The following is a 15753-nucleotide window of genomic DNA, read 5'->3' as shown; positions in this document are numbered from 1 at the left end:
GTCAGCGGTTGGCTGGCATGTAGTGCAGATTTCCTTGGTGTGGGAGTAGGTATCCGGCCCAACGCTCCTCGGGGGCGACGCCGTTGAGGTCACGTGCGTAGGCCTCACCGGACTGCTCGAAACCGATCAGGGCTAGGTGGAAGTCGACCTGCTTGAAGATCTCGCGGCCGATGTCGGCCAGCCAGTCGTCGATCGGGCGACGCCACGAGAGGGAGCTGGGGCCGCTATCCGGGCCGAACGGGAAGCCGCCGATCCGTCGATCGGTGCGGCCCAGAGCGCCGAGGGGAAGGTCGAAGACCAGCCAATCCACGCCTTCTACCTCGCGGATCGCGGCACATACGCAGACGATTCGTCGGCCGTCCGGGAGTTGGACCGTGCCTCGAAGGCGACCGGCCTCGGTCAGCGCCGCGATCGTGGGGGCCAGCTCGGGCTGGTCCTCGGGTTCCTTGTCGCGGTGGGCGTAGCAGCCTTCGATGCGGGCCGCTACCCAGAGCGTTTCCAGGGTGCGATGGAGGCGGTCGTCGTCGGGGTCGCCGACCTCGATGGCCAGTTGGTAGAAGCCGCCGGACCAGTTTTCGTCGTCGGTGAAGGTTGTCAGGTTGTGCACGGATTGATTCTCCGGATCGAGGGGCGATGGCTGGAGCCAGGCTTGGGGGCCGTTCTGTTGGGCCCCAAGCGCATCGACCCCATGATTACTATCCGCTATTTACTATCAAGATATCTGCTAGAGCTGGTCAACAAGGGTACGCACTGTCTGGGGGAAACCACAAACGCCTGGGCAGGGGAGGGTCCTGCGCTGGATCGTTTGACTGATCGGATCGGGTCGACTCGCGGTCGGCTGCTAGGAGCGGCGTCGGGGTTTGCCGCGCTTGGCTTGTGCCGCACCGGAAGCGCGGCGTTTGTTCGCGCCGCCTGACTTGGGTTTGCGGGCCTCTGTCTCGGGGCGCTTCGCCTTCGCCGGGGCCGCGGGCTGCTGTCGGCCCCGGGTGCTGTTGTCGGTCCGGCCGCGCACGATGCCGATGAATCGTTCGATGGCGTCGGTGGTTTCGTCCTCCAGCCAGGACAGTGCGACCTGTGACTGCGGCGCGTCCGGCACGGGGCGGTAGGTGAGGTCCTTGCGGTGGTGCAGCCGGGCCAGCGACTGGGGGACCACGAGCAGCCCGACGCCCGCTGCCACCAGTTCGATGGCGTCCAGGGTGGTGGCGGGGCGCTCGTTCGCCGGGAGGCCAGGCGGGCGGTCCCAGTCGAGGGTGTTGTCGAGCGGGTGCAGCACGAGGCTGTCGGCAAGGTCCTCCATGGACACCTCGTCGGCGGCGGCCACGAGATGGTCCTTGGGGACCACGACCACGGTCGTCTCGGTGTAGAGGGGAATGGCGTGCAGGCCGGTCCGGTCGATCGGCAGCCGCAGGAGGGCCGCGTCGGCGCCGCGGTCGCGCACGGTGGTGGCGGCGTCCGCGGCGGGGAGCTGCAGGAGGGTGAGCGGCTCGTCCGGTGTGCGTTCGTTCCAGGTCCGCACCCACTTGCCGGGGATGACCCCGGGGACGTACGCGAGGGTGAATGGTGGGGGTACGTCCGGGCCTGTCACCAGGTCAGATTACCGGGCGTGAATGGAGTTGGAGCACACGCCCGATACGCTGGACGCCATGACGTCGCCAAAGACACCCCAGACGATGAAGCCCGCGACCGCGGCGAAGAAGCTGGGCGTGTACCTCGAAGCCACCCCCGCGCAGTTCCAGGAGGGTGTCGTCTCGCGCGACGAGTTGAACTCGCTGCAGGCCGATCCGCCGCAGTGGCTGCGCGACCTGCGCCGCAACGGCCCGCACCCCCGCCCGGTCATCGCGGCGAAGCTGGGCATCTCCATCGGCGGCCTCGCCCGCGCCGGCATCACCGAGGCCCTCACCACTGAGCAGATCGACGCGCTGAAGGCCGAGAGCCCGCAGTGGCTGCGCCAGGAGCGCGAAACCCAGGCCGAGGTCCGCAAGGAAGAGGCCCGCATCAAGGCCGCGAAGGCCATCCAGCCGCAGCGTCGCCCCCGCTCCTGACAGGGGATCGGCGGAGGCGACCACGCGTCCTGAATCATCACGATCCGCAGACGGCTGGCGAGCGTCGGAACTAACCTCCTCGCTCGTGACGCCACCCCGTCCCGAGTTTCGGCAGCGGGTCCGTGCGCTGGCCGAGAGCCAGTGGCGGTCCTCGTCCCCGACGCGCTCGGGGTTTGGACAACGTGGAGCTCGGCCGGTAGTTGCGGAAGGCGCCCGCGCGTGCGCCGTTCTTGTCGGTGAGTGGGGTTAGTGTGCCAGTGCCCAGTATCCGACCGGCAGAGAAGGCGTCGTGAGCACGCTGACAGACCGACCCAACACCGCCCTGATGGTGATCGACGTCCAGAACGGCGTCGTCGCGGGCGCGCACCGCCGCGACGACGTCGTCGCCAACATAGGCGCGCTCGTCGACAGGGCGCGCGAGGAAGGGGTGCCGGTCGTCTGGGTCCAGCATTCCGACGACGACCTGGCGAAGGGGAGCGAGGCCTGGGACTACGTCCCGGAGCTGGCTCGCCGGGAGTCCGAGCCCTTGGTGCACAAGGAGTTCGGCGACTCGTTCGAGGACACCGACCTCGATGACGTGCTGGCCCGGGCGCGAGTGGGACACCTGGTCGTCTCCGGGGCGCAGACCGACGCCTGCATCCGGTCCACCATCCATGGTGCCTTCGCGCGCGGTTACGACGTGACGCTCGTCGGAGACGCGCACACGACCGAAGACCAGACCGAGTGGGGCGCTCCGCCGCCGGATCAGGTCATCGCGCACACGAACCTGTACTGGCGGTTCCAGTCGGCCCCGGGCCGCAGTGCCGCCGTGACGGCCACGAAGGATGTCACGTTCGCGGGGGAGTAGAGCGCTTTGATCAGGGCAGGGCGCCGTGGGGTTGACCACCGCGATGGTCAGGTCGTCCCCGGCGTCACCGGTGACGGTCGCCTTCAGGCCGTGGCCCGCCACCTTGACGCTGCCCCGCGGGTTGGCCGCGCTGTAGTAGGCGTCCGGATTGGTGTCGTCGAAGACGGGGATGCCCGGGCAGGCGGGCGCGCACGCCTGCCCGGGTCACCACGGTCTGCGCCTTGCCCTTGGCGGACAGCGTTTCCTTGTGCGGGCGGGTCGCGTCGGTCGCTTCCAGGCTGAAGGTCGCGTCGAACGGCTGCCGCCGGTTGCTGGGGCTGCTGGTGAGTAGGTGGCCGTGGTCTTCGGTGAGCAGCGTCCACGGCACGCAGCGAGGACCTCGTCAAGGGACCCGTGGCTCCCTCCGTGGGCTCAGATGCTGCGCAGTACCGAGACGACGATGCCCAGAACGACCGCGTTATCCCCGTCGATGACGTCGTACTCCGGGTTTCGCGGCTCTAGATAGACGTGTCCGTTGCGGCGGCGGTAGACCTTGACGGTGGCCTCGTCATCGATCATCGCGGCGACGATCTGGCCGGAATGGGCCTCGTGCTGCCTGCGCACCACGACGATGTCGCCGTCGCAGATCGCGGCGTCGACCATCGAGTCGCCGCGCACGCGCAGGCCGAAGACGTCGCCGCGCCCGGTGAGCTCGCGCGGCAGGTTCAGCGCGTCGTCGAGGTGCTCGTCGGCCGTGATGGGCGTCCCCGCCGCGATGTGGCCGACCACGGGCACCGTCACCGAGTCGTCGGCGGGCTGCCGCGACGGGTGCTCGCGCAGGAACAGGCGCACGTCCATCGGCCGCGCCATCGTGGCGCCCCGGCGCAGGAACCCGCGCTCCTCCAGGCTGGCCAGGTGTTTCGACACTGAAGACGAGGACCGCAGGCCGACCGCGTCGCCGATCTCCCGGGTGCTCGGCGCGTATCCGTGCCGGACCACCCATTCCTGGATCGTGGCGAGGATGCGCTGCTGACGCGGCGGCAGGGTCGAGGTGTCCAGGTGCTCGAACGCACCGAAGTCGTCGTAGGCGGTCACCCGGGAATCGTAGGGGCTCGATCATGACCGGGTGGATCAACGCGCCGGGTGCCTGCCCAGCCTCGCTTCTAGTCCATTTCGGACATCGGGCCACTCCGGGGCGGTGACCGAGTAGACGACCGTGTCCCGCAGGGTCCCGTCCGGCCGGATCTTGTGGGAGCGCAGCACGCCCTCGCGGGTCGCCCCGAGCCGCTCGATCGCCCGCTGCGACCGTTCGTTGCGGAGATCCGTGTGCCATCCGACGCGCAGCGCGCCCAGGTGGTCGAACGCCCAGCGCAGCAGCATGAGCTTCGCCTCGGTGTTCAGCGCGGTGCGCTGCCAGCGCGCGCCGATCCAGGTGTGGCCGATGTAGAGGCCGCGGTTGCGCTCGTCGATCTCGTAGAGCGACGTGGTGCCCGCGACCGCGCCGGTCACCGCGTCCAACTGGACGAGGGGAAGCCGGGTCGGGTCGTCCAAGGCGTCCGTGACCAACTGCTCGGAGTCGGCGAGGGACTGCGGTTGGCGATTGCCGAGCCAGGTCCAGACGCCTGGTTCCTTGCCCGCCTCGAACAGGCCGAAGGCGTGGCTCACGGTGAGCGGGGCGAGTTCGACGTAGGTGCCGGACAGGGTCGGGCGGTGCTGCCAGTCGTTCACACCCTCGACGCTAGGTGCCAAAGGTGGCCTTCCAATATGGCCACCGTTGCATCATTCCAGCAGGCCACTTAGCGACGTCTGCCGCTGAGGTTCGGTCCGCGCAGCGCGTCGACCAGGGCGAGCAGGTTGGCGGTCACCGCGGTGAGGCCTGGCGACGCGGGCGGGGGCGAGTCACGGGGCGGGCGTTCCTCCCTGATCGCCGCGCCGACCTCGTCGAGGGCGGCCACGATCCGGTCGACGTCGGCCCGCCCGGGTGGCGCGGAGCCGTGTGCGAGATCGACGGCGACGCCGGTGACCGCGTCGGTGATCCGGTCCAGTCCGACGATCGCGGGCCACCAGGCGGCAGCGTCCCTGCCCGCCCGGGAGGGTTCGGAGATCAGCCGCTGGGCCTGCAGGCGCAGGTCCGACAGCTCGCGGTAGGTCTTGCGGCGCGACGCCGACCAGTCGCCCTGGTCGGGGCTCAGGGCGCGGGCGGCGTACTCGGCGAGGGTGCGGGTCACGTCGGCGATCTCCGTGCCGAGGCGGGGCGTGCGGCTGCCGGGCCAGAGCAGGTAGCCGAACACCAGGACTATCGCGCAGCCCACCGCGGTGTCGATCAGCCGGGCGGAGACCAGCGACCAGCTGCCCGCCTGGCCGAGGTCGAGCTGCATGATCACCAGCGGTGTCACGAAGACCGAGAACAGGCCGTAGTTGCGTGCCTGCCCCACCGGCAGCAGCCCGGCGAACAGCGCCGCCAAGGCCACCAGTGCCCAGCCGCCCGGATCCAGCGCGAGCACCGCCGCGCCGAGCACGACGCCGAACACCGTGCCGACCGCGCGCTGCACGGCCCGCGCGAACACCGAGCCGAAGTCCGGTTTGAGCACCAGCGCGACGGTCAGCGTGACCCAGTAGGACCGGTCCAGCTGCAGCTGCCGCGACCCCACCTCGGCGAGTCCGACGCAGAACGCCAGCCGGGCGGCGAAGCGCCACGTGGCCGGGCCCGGCCGCAGCGCGTCCAGGTACGCGGCGAGTCGCTCGCGCCGGTCGGGGCGTGGCCGATCCGCGGGCACGGGTGGCGCTTCGTCGCCGAGTTCGCGTGCCACCCCGCGCAGCGCGACCGCCAAGGGGGAGTCGTCGACCAGGTCGAGCGGCGGCGCGGGCACGTCCTCTCCGATGGCGGCGCCGAGGGCGATCACCGCGTAGACGAGGCCACCCGGCGGCGGGGTCCGTGCGTTGTGCAGCGCGACGGCGGCCTCGACCACCGGCGTGGTCTCCGACAGCAGGACGAACAGCCTGCGGTAGTCGGCGTCGCGTCCCTCCAGCCGCGACCGCGCGGTCAGCAGCGCGTCGTAGGCCTCGTTCATGGCCGCGGTGAGGCGCTGTCGGGCGAAGCCCGATTCCCGTGTGCCCACCACGGTGAGCAGGTCGGCGAGTCGGGAGTAGACGAACGCGAGGGCGGCCCGCTCGGGGACGGTCGCCCGGACCGGCCAGGCCGCGACGGCGAGCAGCAGCGTCCATGCCGCGCCGAGCACGAACCACCCGGTCGCGGCGACGGGGTGCCACACCCCGGCCTGTCCGGTGCCGAGGACACCGAACACCAGCAGCATCAGGCCCGCCGCGGACGCGTTCGCCCCGATCGAGGACACCACGGCCGAGATCGCCGCCAGCGCCACGACGACCACCGCGGCCACCCACCCGTGGTTTGCCGCCAGCCCGCCGACGAGGAAGCCGACCGCCCCGGCCGGCGCGGAGAAACCTATGCGGCGCAGGCGGAACCGGTACGGGCCCGACCGCGCCATGAACGTCGCGCACAGCGCCCCGAGCGAAGCCTGCACCCCGAGGTCGAGCCGCCCGAACACCAACCCGACGGCGATCGGCACCGCCACGGCGAGCGCGGCCCGGGCCGCCAGCCGCCAGTCGGCGGGCGCGGGCCGCAGCCGCGCCAGTTGCCGCAGCCAGTGCGGCGCCGCGACGTCCTTGAGCGGACGAGGACCCGGTGTCTCCACACCCGACACGCTATCCGGGCGCCGGTGGTTGTCCACCCGCTCAGCTCGTGACACCAACCACGAGGTCGAAGCCGCTGATGCGAACGCAAGTTGGACTCAGGTATGTCGTGACTTCGCGCGCGAACCAAAGTATAACTGGTTCTAATTCAGGCGAGAGTGGTGAACCTCACATGGCGAGTAAATCTGGAAGCAGCAGGGACTCTAGCTCCGTCTCCCGGCGCGGACTCTTGGCAGGAACAAGTTCCATTCTAGCGGTGGCGGCGCTCGGTGGGCGCGCAAGCGCGTCCACCCCGCCGCACGTTCCCGCTTTGGTCATCGGCACCGGTTACGGCGGAGCCGTCGCCGCCCTGCGGCTCGCGCAGGCCGGTGTCGAGGTGCGCATGGTCGAGATGGGGATGTCGTGGGACACCCCGGGGTCCGACGGCAAGATCTTCGCGAACACGACCAAGCCGGACTACCGCTCGTTCTGGCTGCGCACCCGGACCAAGCAGCCCATCAACAACTTCCTCGGATTCCCGCTCGACAAGGACGTCCCGCGGCACACCGGGATCCTCGACGCCGAGGAGTTCGGCGGCATCACGGTCTATCAGGGCCGCGGCGTCGGGGGAGGGTCCCTGGTCAACGGGGGCATGGCGGTCACACCCAGGCGCGAGAGGTTCGCCGCTGTCCTTCCGTCGGTGAACGCCGACGAGATGTACGACCGCTACTACCCGCGCGCCAACGCCGGGCTCGGCGTCAACCATGTCGATGTTGCCTGGTGGGAGACCGCCGACTGCTACCAATTCGCCAGAGTCGGCCGCAAACACGCCCAGCGCTCCGGGTTCGCGTTCGTCTTCGTGCCCAACGTCTACGACTTCGACTACATGAAGCGGGAAGCGGCCGGGCTCGCGCCCAAGTCCGCGTTGGCCGGGGAAGTCATCTACGGCAACAACCACGGCAAGAGGACGTTGCGGCAGACCTACCTCGCGCGGGCCCTGGCCACCGGCAAGGTCACCATCTCGCCGCTGCACGAGGTCACTTCGGTCGCTCCCGCGGCAGGCGGCGGCTATGTCGTCGTCATGAACCGGCTCGACACCGGAGGTGCTGTTGTCGCGTCGGTGAGCATGACCGCGGGCAAGGTGTTCTTCGCGGCGGGCAGCGTCGGCACCGGCAAACTGTTGACGAAGCTGAAAGCGACCGGCGCGCTACCCGGCCTCAACGACGAGATCGGCAAAAGCTGGGGCGACAACGGGAATGTCATGTGCGGCCGCGCAAACCACATGTGGGACCCGACGGGCAAGGTCCAGGCGTCCATGCCCACCGCGGGAATCGACAACTGGGACGCGGGCGGCGCGTTCGCGGAGGTCGCGCCGCTGCCCACCGGGATCGAGACCTACGCCTCGCTCTATCTGTCGATCACGAGGAACCCGAACCGCGCGGCGTTCACCTGGAACGCCGCGACCGGCAAGGTGGACCTGAACTGGCAGACAGCGTGGAAGCAGCCTTCGATCGAGGCGGCCAAGACCATCTTCGACAAGATCAACGCCAAGGAGGGGACGATCTACCGCACCGACCTCTTCGGCTCGTACAAGATCTGGGGCGACCACCTCACGTACCACCCGCTCGGCGGCGCGGTGCTGAACAAGGCCACCGACAACCACGGCCGCCTGCACGGCCACCCCGGCCTCTACGTCATCGACGGTGCGCTGATTCCCGGCAACACCACCGTCAACCCGTTCGTCACCATCACCGCGCTCGCCGAGCGGAACATCGAGGAGATCATCGCCACCGACCTGTGACGGTCACGCGCCCTGGCGCAAGTTCCTTCGCACCAAGGCGAACCACACGACTCCGGTCACCGCGTGCATGCCCGCCAGCGTGACGGCCGTGCTGGTCGACGCCTCGACGGTGAACGGCGACACAATCGTGAGCAGCCCGATCGCGAGTCCCAGCCAGCCCACCGCGGACCACCCCTGGCGTCCCCGCCGGGTGGCCACGGCGAGCGCCGCGGTGCCGAACGCGACCGGGAGCACGGTCATCAGCGCGACGAGTCCGGCGCCGAGTTCCAGCACCTCCGTCGCGCCGGGTTGGAGCACCCGCAGGTCGGCGCCCGCCAGCCGCCCGACGACGAGAACCAGCAGATTGCCCACGACGGCGCCGATCGCGGCCAGGCCGCCGAGGGTCAGCGCGCTCCGGACCGTCTGGGTCCGCGGGACGGCAGCAACGACAGACATGTTGACCTCCTGAAAGATTGACCACCTCAAGTAACTGTCGCCAGCGTGGCACAACTAGTTGAGGTCGTCAAATATTGAGGTGTCGGTAGACTGGGTTCATGAATGCCGCCCGCTTGGCCGAGGCGCGCGACCTCGGCGTCAAGCTCTTCCGGGTCGTGCGGCAGATGGAGCAGGACTTCGAGGTCGTCGCCGCCTCGCTCGGCCTGACCCGCCTGCAAGCTCGCACCCTGCTGGGCCTTGAGCAGCCGATCCCGATGCGCGACCTCGCGACAACCATGTCCTGCGACGCCTCCAACGTCACCGGTCTGGCCGACCGCCTGCAGCGGCTGGGTCTCATCGAACGCGTCCCCGGCGCCGACCGCCGCGTCAAACTGCTCAGCCTCACCGAACAGGGCAAGTCCCTGCGCGTCGAGCTCGCCGACCGGGTGGCCGCGGGCTCCACCGTGTCCGCCCGGCTGGACAAGGCCGAACGCGCACAGCTCGAAGCCCTGCTGGACAAGCTGCTCGCGGACTAGGTGCAACTAGGTCCTGGGGCCACGGCCCCGGGACGCGATGAGCGCGCCCCGGGGCCGTGAAAGTGTCGGGCAAGATCCAGAATCAGACGCCGAAGCAGCGGACCTTGGTGTTGAACGGGTTGACGCACACGACGGCCACCTTGACCTTGACCCACTTGCCGCCCGGGATGTTGTGGCCGTTGATGGCGAAGTCGCCCTTGAACATGACCGCGTCGGTGTCGCGGATGCCCGCCGTCTTGCCTGGCTTGACCGTGTGGCTCGCGCATTTCATCGTGTTGCTGATCTTGTGGCCGCTGGTGTCGTAGACCGTGCACTGCTTGCCGCCGTCGAGGGTCGCGGCGTACATGGTCTTGTTGGTCTTGTTCAGCGCCGCCCCGCAGACCGTGAAGTCGCGGATCGGTGTGGAGACCGTCCGACAGGTGTCGGCCTGGGCGGTCGAGGCGCCGGTGAGGGCCATCGCCGCGGCGGCCATGGCGGCGAGCGTGGCGATGCGGCGCATCATGGTCGTCATGTTCTTCTCCCTTGGTCGCAGCCGTCGCGCTCCGTGACAGTCCCGTGGACCGCGGCGTGCTGGTAGGTGATCTTCAGAGCAGTCGGCCGACCATGAACCCGATGAGCAGGCACCACGCGCAGACGGTGATCAGGGTCTGGATTCGCATGAGGATGTTCATCTCGCCTGTCGCCTCCTGTGGTCGCGGCTGGAACCTCGCGTCGATGGATGAATCGGCTCACTCGACCTGCGAGCACCAGTACACGTTCAGTGACTGTTCGGCTGCAATCCGTTGTGCGTCCCAGGACGTTGGGACACACTGGGACGCTGGTCAGCGCGACAAAGTGGGACCGAACCAAGGAGCGCCGTGGACGGCCGAATGGAGTTCTCAGATCTGATCGACCCGCGCTCGGCGACCGATCTGGTCGAGTTCGTCGCGCTGCTGAACGCCCTGCGCGGGCGCGCGGGGAACCCCGGCTACGGGCGGCTGGAGGCGATGGCGCGCGACACGGTCGGGCCTGGGGTGCTCTCCAAGGCCACCGTCCACCGCGTGCTCAGCGGGACCTACGACCTGAGCAGGCTGCAGCAGCCGGAGAAGTTCGTGGTGGCCCTGGTGACCACGCTGGGTGAGGATCCGGGGCCATGGCTGGCGACGTTCGAGCGGCTGCTGAAGCGGGCCCACCACCCGATGGCTCCCGACCCGGAGAGCGTCGCCGCTGAGGGGCCCGGGCGGTCGCTGGTCGACCGGTTCCGGCGACTCGGCCGCGGTGGCAAACTGCTGGTCGGCGCCGGTGCGGCGGCGTTGGTCGCGTCGATCGTGGCCGCGTCCGTCCTCGCGGGCGCTCCCGCCAGTCCGTTGTCCGTGGACTATGACCGGGCTGTCGCGATCGGCCCGGCGTCCGGCGCGTTGCGGGTCGCGCTCGACGAGAACACCACGCGGCTCGGCGCGCCCGCCATGGTGCTGGAAGCGGCGCCAGGGGAGGTGGCGACCTGGTCGGTCACCGCGCCGTTCCGCGCGAACCGCAACTTCCACCAGTTGCGGCAGGTCGACGGCGGACGGGAGCTGATTTGTCTGGAGGTGCGGGACAAGAGCCTCGCTGACGACGCGGTCGTCCAGTTCGCGGGCTGCAACGGCGAGCCGCACCAATACTGGCGCCTGCTGCCCACCGGACACGGCACGCTGCGAATCACGAACCTGCACAGCGGCAAGTGCATGAGCGTCGCGGGCGCGGGTGAGCCGCAGTCCGGCATGCACGTGATCCAGCGCCTCTGCGATGACGGCCTACCCGCCCAGCAGTGGATGACCCGGCCGGTCTCCGAGCCGGTCGCGTCGAACCCGGTGCCGGTGGCGTCCGCGCTCGACCCCGCCGAACTTCCCCGTGGCGGCAAGGACCAGCCGTGCGCGGGGATGCCGATGCTGGAGGTCGACAAGACCGCGTGGGTCAGCGAGAAGTTCTCCGTGCGCCAGGAGTGGGCCCACCGCGGCCACGCGGCGATCCGGCCGTCGGCGGGCGGCGTCGAACTGTTCCGCGCCAACATCCGCGACCCGCGGACCCAAGCCGAGGTCACGTACTACTGGGCCGAGGGCTTCGTGAAGTTCACGCCCAGCCAGTTCACCCTCTATCTGCAGTGGACCACCGTCCGGGGGCCGGGCGGGTGGCACACCTGTGCGGTCGCCTTCCCGGACCAGGGCTCGGCGAAGTCCCCGGCGCTGCCCAGGGACAGCGCGCCAGGCAGGTTCCGTGATGTCCAGTTTCGGATCTGCGTGTCCTACCAGCCACGGCAGGGCGACGCGATCCTGGAGTGCTCCGCGGATCGATACTGAGCGGTGCAAGATAATGTGTGAAACTGCGATATTTCACGCTTGTAGGATCATCGACTATGACTTCGCCTGCATCGAAGCCCCTTGCTTTCGCTCTCGCGCTCGTCGCGGCCGTCCTCGGGTCGGTGGGCCCAGCCGCCGCTGAGCCGACCGCGCGGCGCGTCGCCGTGGTGCTGGTCGAATTCGACGACAGCGCGCTCACCGACGTGCCCGGACTCAAGCGCAAAGCCCGCGACCTGATTTTCGACGCCCCAGGTTCGGCCGCGCGCTACTACGCCGCGCAGAGTCACGGACAGCGGACGATGACGCTCGCGGGCGGCGAGGTCCACGGCCCGGTCACCCTCGACGGCGCCGCCACCTGCGACACCAAGGCGATGGTCGCGAAGGCGGAGAGCGTGCTGGCGGACGTGCCGCACGACGACCTCGCCGTCGTCTTCCCCAACGCGAAGGCGGACTGCGGCTGGGGCGGGCTGGGGGAGATGCCCGGCAAACGGACCTGGTTCCCGGCCGAGCACTTGAATCAGGCGGCCGTGTTGCACGAGTTCGGGCACAACCTCGGCTTCAACCACCAGGTGCGCGACATCTGCGAGTCGGGGACGGTGACCGGCTGCAGGAAGGACGGTCACAGTGGCCGCACGCCGATGGGCGGCGGCGGGGCCGAGGTCGGCCTGAGCGCGCCGGAGCTGGTCTCGATGAAGTGGCTGGCCGCGGGCCGCCGGGTCGCTCCGAGGGCGACCACGTCGGTGCGGCTGGTCGCGCTGCACGCCCCGGAATCCGCGGGCGGCACGCGCGCGGTCGACGTGCCGCTCGGCGGTGACCGGCTCGTCGTGGAATACCGCGCCCCCGGCGGCGTGGACCGCTCAGTCCCGCGCGGTGTGAACGTCTACCGCGTGCCTGGCGGCAAGTACCAGGCCGCACACCTGATCGACGGTGGCTCGGAGAAGTCCGTCCCGGTAGGCCGGACGCTCGTCGCCGCCGACATCTCCGTCACCGTGCTCGCCGCCGACGCCACGTCGGCCGAGGTGCGGATCGCCGTCGGCCCGGACCTCCCCGCCACGACCGCGAAACCGTCGTCCCCGCCCGCGTCGGCGACCACGACCGCGCCGCCGTCCTCGTCGACGACCAGTGCGACCAGCAGCAGTGCGACGACCAGCGACGACCCCCTGGCGGACGACATCGTGGTGGGCGCCCCAGTCCCCGCGGCGGCCTCTGTCCAGACCGCTGACGAGGAGTGGTTCGGCTACGCGGTCATCGGTGGCGCCTTGATCGTCGTGCTGTTCGGCGTGCTGCTCGTGCGCGCCCAACGGGACCGGTAGTCCCTCGGCCTTCACCTCGCGAGCCATGTCGCCTGCGCTGTGGAGCCACGCGTGAAAGCGCTCCCACGTTCAACCGAAAGTTCTATTGACGGACCGGGTCGCGGTGGTCGAGCATTCGACCGGGCCGCCCCGACGGGCGCGTAGCCGCCGCCGAGCCGCGAGGACTGACAGATGGCACACGGGTATTCGAAACGTGCGGGACGAATCGTGCTCACCGTGGTGCTGGGTGCCACGCTGGTCGGCGGGGCCGCGGCGGCGGACCCCGCCGAGAGCGCGGGGCAGCCGGTGGTCGGGCAGCCCCGCGCTCGGGGCTGACGGCTGTGCCCGCATCGAGGAGCGGTTACCCACGCTCTCGGACTGGCCCAAGGTGCGCAGCCGCTTCGTGCGCAACCCCGCGGACGAGTGGCGGGTCGCCCGGATGGTCGCGGACATGACTCTCGCCGAGAAGGTCGGGCAGATGACCCAGCCCGAGATCTCCGCGATCACCCCGGACGAGGTCCGCCAGTACGGCATCGGCTCGGTCCTCAACGGTGGCGGTTCCTGGCCGGAGGCGAACAAGCGCGCCGCGCCCGCGGACTGGCTGGCGCTGGCCGACGCCTACTGGTCCGCGTCGAAGGCGACCCGGACCAAGGTCCCGGTGATCTGGGGAATCGACGCCGTGCACGGCAACAACAACGTCCACGGCGCCACCGTCTTCCCGCACAACATCGGGCTTGGCGCCGCCCATGACCCGTGCCTGGTGCGCGCGGTCAGCGCCGCCACCGCCGAGCAGATCCGCGTCACCGGGCAGGACTGGGCGTTCGCGCCCACCCTGGCCGTGGCCCGCGACGACCGGTGGGGTCGCACGTACGAGGGCTTCTCCGAGGACCCGCGCATCACCCGCGCCTACGGCTGGGAGGCCATCCGCGGGCTGCAGGGCCGCCACCCGCTGCGCATCGGCGCGGACGGGGTGATCGGCACCGCCAAGCACTTCATCGGCGACGGCGGCACCGAAGGCGGTCGCGACCAGGGGGTCAACCCGTCGTCGACCGCTGAGATGATCAACGTTCACGGCCAGGGCTACTACGGCGCCCTCGCGGCGGGCGCGCAGACGGTGATGGTGTCGTTCAACAGCTGGACCAACCCCGAACTGGGCATCAATGAGGGCAAGCTGCACGGCAGCGACCTCGCCCTCAACGGCATCCTCAAAGGCAAGATGGGCTTCGACGGCCTGGTCGTGTCCGACTGGAACGGCATCGGCCAGGTCGACGGCTGCACGAACGCGAGCTGCGCCAAGGCGATCAACGCGGGCATCGACATCGTGATGGTGCCCAATGACTGGAAGGCGTTCATCCAGAACACGATCGGCCAGGTCGAGAGCGGTCAGATCCCGATGGCGCGGATCGACGACGCCGTCACCCGGATCCTGCGCGTGAAGCTGCGCTCGGGCGTGTTCGACGCGCCGAAGCCGTCCGCCCGTGAACACGCGGGCTCGGCCGACGGCTTGCGGGCGCGAGCGCTCGCCCGCGACGCGGTTCGCAAGTCCCAGGTGTTGTTGAAGAACAACGGCAACGTGCTGCCGCTGGCCGCGGACTCGAAGGTGCTGGTGGTCGGCAAGAGCGCCGACAGCCTGCAGAACCAGACCGGAGGCTGGACGCTGACCTGGCAGGGAACCGGGAACACCAACGACGACTTCCCTGTCGGCACCACAATCCTCGGCGGCCTGCGCGAGGTGCTCGGCGCCGGGAACGTCACATTCAGCGAGACCGCCGACGTCGACCCGGCAGGCTTCGACGCGGTGATCGCGGTCATCGGCGAGACCCCGTACGCCGAGGGCGTCGGCGACCTCACCCGCCGCACCCTGGAGCTGGCCCGCCTGCAGCCCGCGGACCTCGCCGTGCTGGACAAGGTGAGCGGCAAGGGCACGCCAGTCGTCACCGTGCTGGTGTCGGGCCGTCCGCTGCACGTCAACCGCGAGCTGAACCGCTCGGACGCGTTCGTCGCCGCCTGGCTGCCCGGCACCGAGGGCGGCGGCGTCGCCGACCTGCTTGTCCGCGGCCCCAACCACGGCCGCGGGTTCACCGGATCACTGTCGTACTCGTGGCCCCGCTCGGCATGTCAGACGCCGTTGAACGCGGGCATGGCGGGCTACGACCCGTTGTTCCCCTTGGCCTACGGCCTGCGTGACGGACAGACCGGGTCGGTCCCGGCGCTGGACGAGACCTCGCCCGGCTACAGCTGCGGCGGGGGAGGCGGCGGCGACGCGGATGAGGAACTCGAGGTCTTCGTCCGCCAGGATGTCGCGCCGTACAAGAGTTTCCTTGGTTCGCCCGACAACTGGGGCGGCACCGAGATCGGCCCCGACCTGACTGAGGCGCACGGCTCGATCTCGGTCGCCGCGGCCGACGTCAACGTCCAGGGCGACGCCCTCAAGACGACCTGGACGGGTACTGGGCCAGGGCAGGTCTACCTGCAGAACCCCGGCGGTGGAACGGATCTGCGGCCCTATCTGAACGCCGACAGCGCCGTGGTGTTCGACGTGATCGTCCATCAGCCACCGGTCAACCGAACGGTCATCGGGGTCCACTGCGGATACCCGTGCATGTCGGAGGTCGCGGGCACGAAGCTGTTCCAAGGTCTGCCCGTCGGCGTGAAGTCCACCGTCAAGATCCCCGTCGACTGCTTCGCGGCCGTCGGGCTCGACCTGGAGAACGTCAACACCCCGTTCCTGGTCTACACCGACGGCCCGTTCCAGGCTTCCTTCGCCAACGTGCGCTGGGTGCCCAAGGCCGCGGCCGACCCGGACGCCACCCAGTGCTCGGACCTGACTTGATCGT

The 15753-nt window shown here is 69.9% G+C and carries 16 protein-coding genes; 8 read left to right on the top strand and 8 right to left on the bottom strand.

Going from position 1 to position 15753, the window contains the following annotated elements; genetic code table 11:
* Nucleotide 1 precedes the first annotated feature (1 nt).
* Together GPZ80_RS03245 and GPZ80_RS03240 are read right to left on the bottom strand one after the other, a co-directional pair.
* Nucleotides 2-607 (bottom strand): hypothetical protein, encoded by a 606-nt coding sequence (locus GPZ80_RS03245; protein ID WP_187218221.1) that lies wholly within the window; start codon nucleotides 605-607, stop codon nucleotides 2-4.
* 234 nt (nucleotides 608-841) lie between these two features.
* A complete protein-coding gene (locus GPZ80_RS03240) occupies nucleotides 842-1585 on the bottom strand; it encodes a LysR family substrate-binding domain-containing protein (protein WP_187218220.1) in 744 nt (247 codons plus the stop codon).
* Between the two features lie 85 nt (nucleotides 1586-1670).
* On the opposite strand from GPZ80_RS03240, the gene GPZ80_RS03235 reads away from it, so the two are divergent.
* Both GPZ80_RS03235 and GPZ80_RS03230 read left to right on the top strand, forming a co-directional pair.
* The gene (locus GPZ80_RS03235; RefSeq protein ID WP_222718842.1) at nucleotides 1671-2042 is read left to right on the top strand and encodes a DUF5997 family protein; all 372 of its coding nucleotides are present in this window, start codon (nucleotides 1671-1673) and stop codon (nucleotides 2040-2042) included.
* A 289-nt stretch (nucleotides 2043-2331) separates the two neighbouring features.
* Nucleotides 2332-2889: a cysteine hydrolase family protein gene (locus GPZ80_RS03230; protein ID WP_187218218.1), complete on the top strand. Its 558-nt coding sequence runs from the start codon at nucleotides 2332-2334 to the stop codon at nucleotides 2887-2889.
* A 64-nt stretch (nucleotides 2890-2953) separates the two neighbouring features.
* On the opposite strand, the gene GPZ80_RS03225 is transcribed toward GPZ80_RS03230, so the two are convergent.
* The 4 genes from GPZ80_RS03225 to GPZ80_RS03210 all read right to left on the bottom strand — a co-directional run bounded on the left by GPZ80_RS03225 (nucleotide 2954) and on the right by GPZ80_RS03210 (nucleotide 6581).
* Nucleotides 2954-3256, bottom strand: a complete 303-nt coding sequence (locus GPZ80_RS03225) for a hypothetical protein (RefSeq protein ID WP_187218217.1) — start codon at nucleotides 3254-3256, stop codon at nucleotides 2954-2956.
* Between the two features lie 44 nt (nucleotides 3257-3300).
* Nucleotides 3301-3963 carry a transcriptional repressor LexA gene (lexA, locus tag GPZ80_RS03220; protein ID WP_187218216.1) on the bottom strand — a complete coding sequence of 221 codons (663 nt, stop codon included), beginning with the start codon at nucleotides 3961-3963 and terminating at the stop codon, nucleotides 3301-3303.
* 36 nt (nucleotides 3964-3999) lie between these two features.
* Complete coding sequence (locus tag GPZ80_RS03215) at nucleotides 4000-4596, bottom strand: GNAT family N-acetyltransferase (protein WP_187218215.1); 597 nt, start codon at nucleotides 4594-4596, stop codon at nucleotides 4000-4002.
* A gap of 68 nt (nucleotides 4597-4664) precedes the next feature.
* The gene (locus tag GPZ80_RS03210; RefSeq protein ID WP_187218214.1) at nucleotides 4665-6581 is read right to left on the bottom strand and encodes an FUSC family protein; all 1917 of its coding nucleotides are present in this window, start codon (nucleotides 6579-6581) and stop codon (nucleotides 4665-4667) included.
* Nucleotides 6582-6751: 170 nt separating this feature from the next.
* Between GPZ80_RS03210 and GPZ80_RS03205 the strand changes: the two genes are divergently transcribed.
* Nucleotides 6752-8359 (top strand): GMC oxidoreductase, encoded by a 1608-nt coding sequence (locus GPZ80_RS03205; protein ID WP_187218213.1) that lies wholly within the window; start codon nucleotides 6752-6754, stop codon nucleotides 8357-8359.
* Between the two features lie 3 nt (nucleotides 8360-8362).
* Here the strand turns inward: GPZ80_RS03205 and GPZ80_RS03200 are convergent, their stop codons facing one another.
* Nucleotides 8363-8794 (bottom strand): DUF6069 family protein, encoded by a 432-nt coding sequence (locus GPZ80_RS03200; RefSeq protein ID WP_187218212.1) that lies wholly within the window; start codon nucleotides 8792-8794, stop codon nucleotides 8363-8365.
* 98 nt (nucleotides 8795-8892) lie between these two features.
* Between GPZ80_RS03200 and GPZ80_RS03195 the strand changes: the two genes are divergently transcribed.
* Nucleotides 8893-9309, top strand: a complete 417-nt coding sequence (locus tag GPZ80_RS03195; RefSeq protein WP_187218211.1) for a MarR family winged helix-turn-helix transcriptional regulator — start codon at nucleotides 8893-8895, stop codon at nucleotides 9307-9309.
* A gap of 82 nt (nucleotides 9310-9391) precedes the next feature.
* On the opposite strand, the gene GPZ80_RS03190 is transcribed toward GPZ80_RS03195, so the two are convergent.
* Nucleotides 9392-9820: a hypothetical protein gene (locus tag GPZ80_RS03190; RefSeq protein WP_187218210.1), complete on the bottom strand. Its 429-nt coding sequence runs from the start codon at nucleotides 9818-9820 to the stop codon at nucleotides 9392-9394.
* 358 nt (nucleotides 9821-10178) lie between these two features.
* Here GPZ80_RS03190 and GPZ80_RS03185 point away from each other — a divergent pair, with 358 nt between their 5' ends.
* From GPZ80_RS03185 to GPZ80_RS03175, 4 genes are all read left to right on the top strand, one after another.
* Nucleotides 10179-11624 (top strand): RICIN domain-containing protein, encoded by a 1446-nt coding sequence (locus GPZ80_RS03185; protein WP_187218209.1) that lies wholly within the window; start codon nucleotides 10179-10181, stop codon nucleotides 11622-11624.
* A 56-nt stretch (nucleotides 11625-11680) separates the two neighbouring features.
* Nucleotides 11681-12937, top strand: coding sequence for a metallopeptidase domain-containing protein (locus tag GPZ80_RS03180; RefSeq protein ID WP_187218208.1), 1257 nt, complete (start codon nucleotides 11681-11683; stop codon nucleotides 12935-12937).
* Nucleotides 12938-13108: 171 nt separating this feature from the next.
* On the top strand, nucleotides 13109-13252 hold the full coding sequence (locus GPZ80_RS34200) for a hypothetical protein (protein ID WP_446678419.1): 144 nt from the start codon (nucleotides 13109-13111) through the stop codon (nucleotides 13250-13252).
* Between the two features lie 67 nt (nucleotides 13253-13319).
* On the top strand, nucleotides 13320-15749 hold the full coding sequence (locus tag GPZ80_RS03175; RefSeq protein WP_446678418.1) for a glycoside hydrolase family 3 N-terminal domain-containing protein: 2430 nt from the start codon (nucleotides 13320-13322) through the stop codon (nucleotides 15747-15749).
* The last annotated feature ends 4 nt before the right edge of the window (nucleotides 15750-15753 follow it).

The sequence above is a fragment of the Actinokineospora xionganensis genome, from assembly GCF_014323725.1.
GTDB lineage: Bacteria > Actinomycetota > Actinomycetes > Mycobacteriales > Pseudonocardiaceae > Actinokineospora > Actinokineospora xionganensis.
This window is presented reverse-complemented; position numbering and strand designations above follow the sequence as displayed.

Bases quoted from the DNA above. Each gene is read 5' to 3' on its own strand.
- GPZ80_RS03235 (WP_222718842.1), top strand. From the start codon at position 1,671: ATGAAGCCCGCGACCGCGGCGAAGAAGCTGGGCGTGTACCTCGAAGCC.
- GPZ80_RS03205 (WP_187218213.1), top strand. From the start codon at position 6,752: ATGGCGAGTAAATCTGGAAGCAGCAGGGACTCTAGCTCCGTCTCCCGG.
- GPZ80_RS03200 (WP_187218212.1), bottom strand. From the start codon at position 8,794: ATGTCTGTCGTTGCTGCCGTCCCGCGGACCCAGACGGTCCGGAGCGCG.
- GPZ80_RS03195 (WP_187218211.1), top strand. From the start codon at position 8,893: ATGAATGCCGCCCGCTTGGCCGAGGCGCGCGACCTCGGCGTCAAGCTC.
- GPZ80_RS03190 (WP_187218210.1), bottom strand. From the start codon at position 9,820: ATGACGACCATGATGCGCCGCATCGCCACGCTCGCCGCCATGGCCGCC.
- GPZ80_RS03185 (WP_187218209.1), top strand. From the start codon at position 10,179: ATGGAGTTCTCAGATCTGATCGACCCGCGCTCGGCGACCGATCTGGTC.
- GPZ80_RS03180 (WP_187218208.1), top strand. From the start codon at position 11,681: ATGACTTCGCCTGCATCGAAGCCCCTTGCTTTCGCTCTCGCGCTCGTC.
- GPZ80_RS34200 (WP_446678419.1), top strand. From the start codon at position 13,109: ATGGCACACGGGTATTCGAAACGTGCGGGACGAATCGTGCTCACCGTG.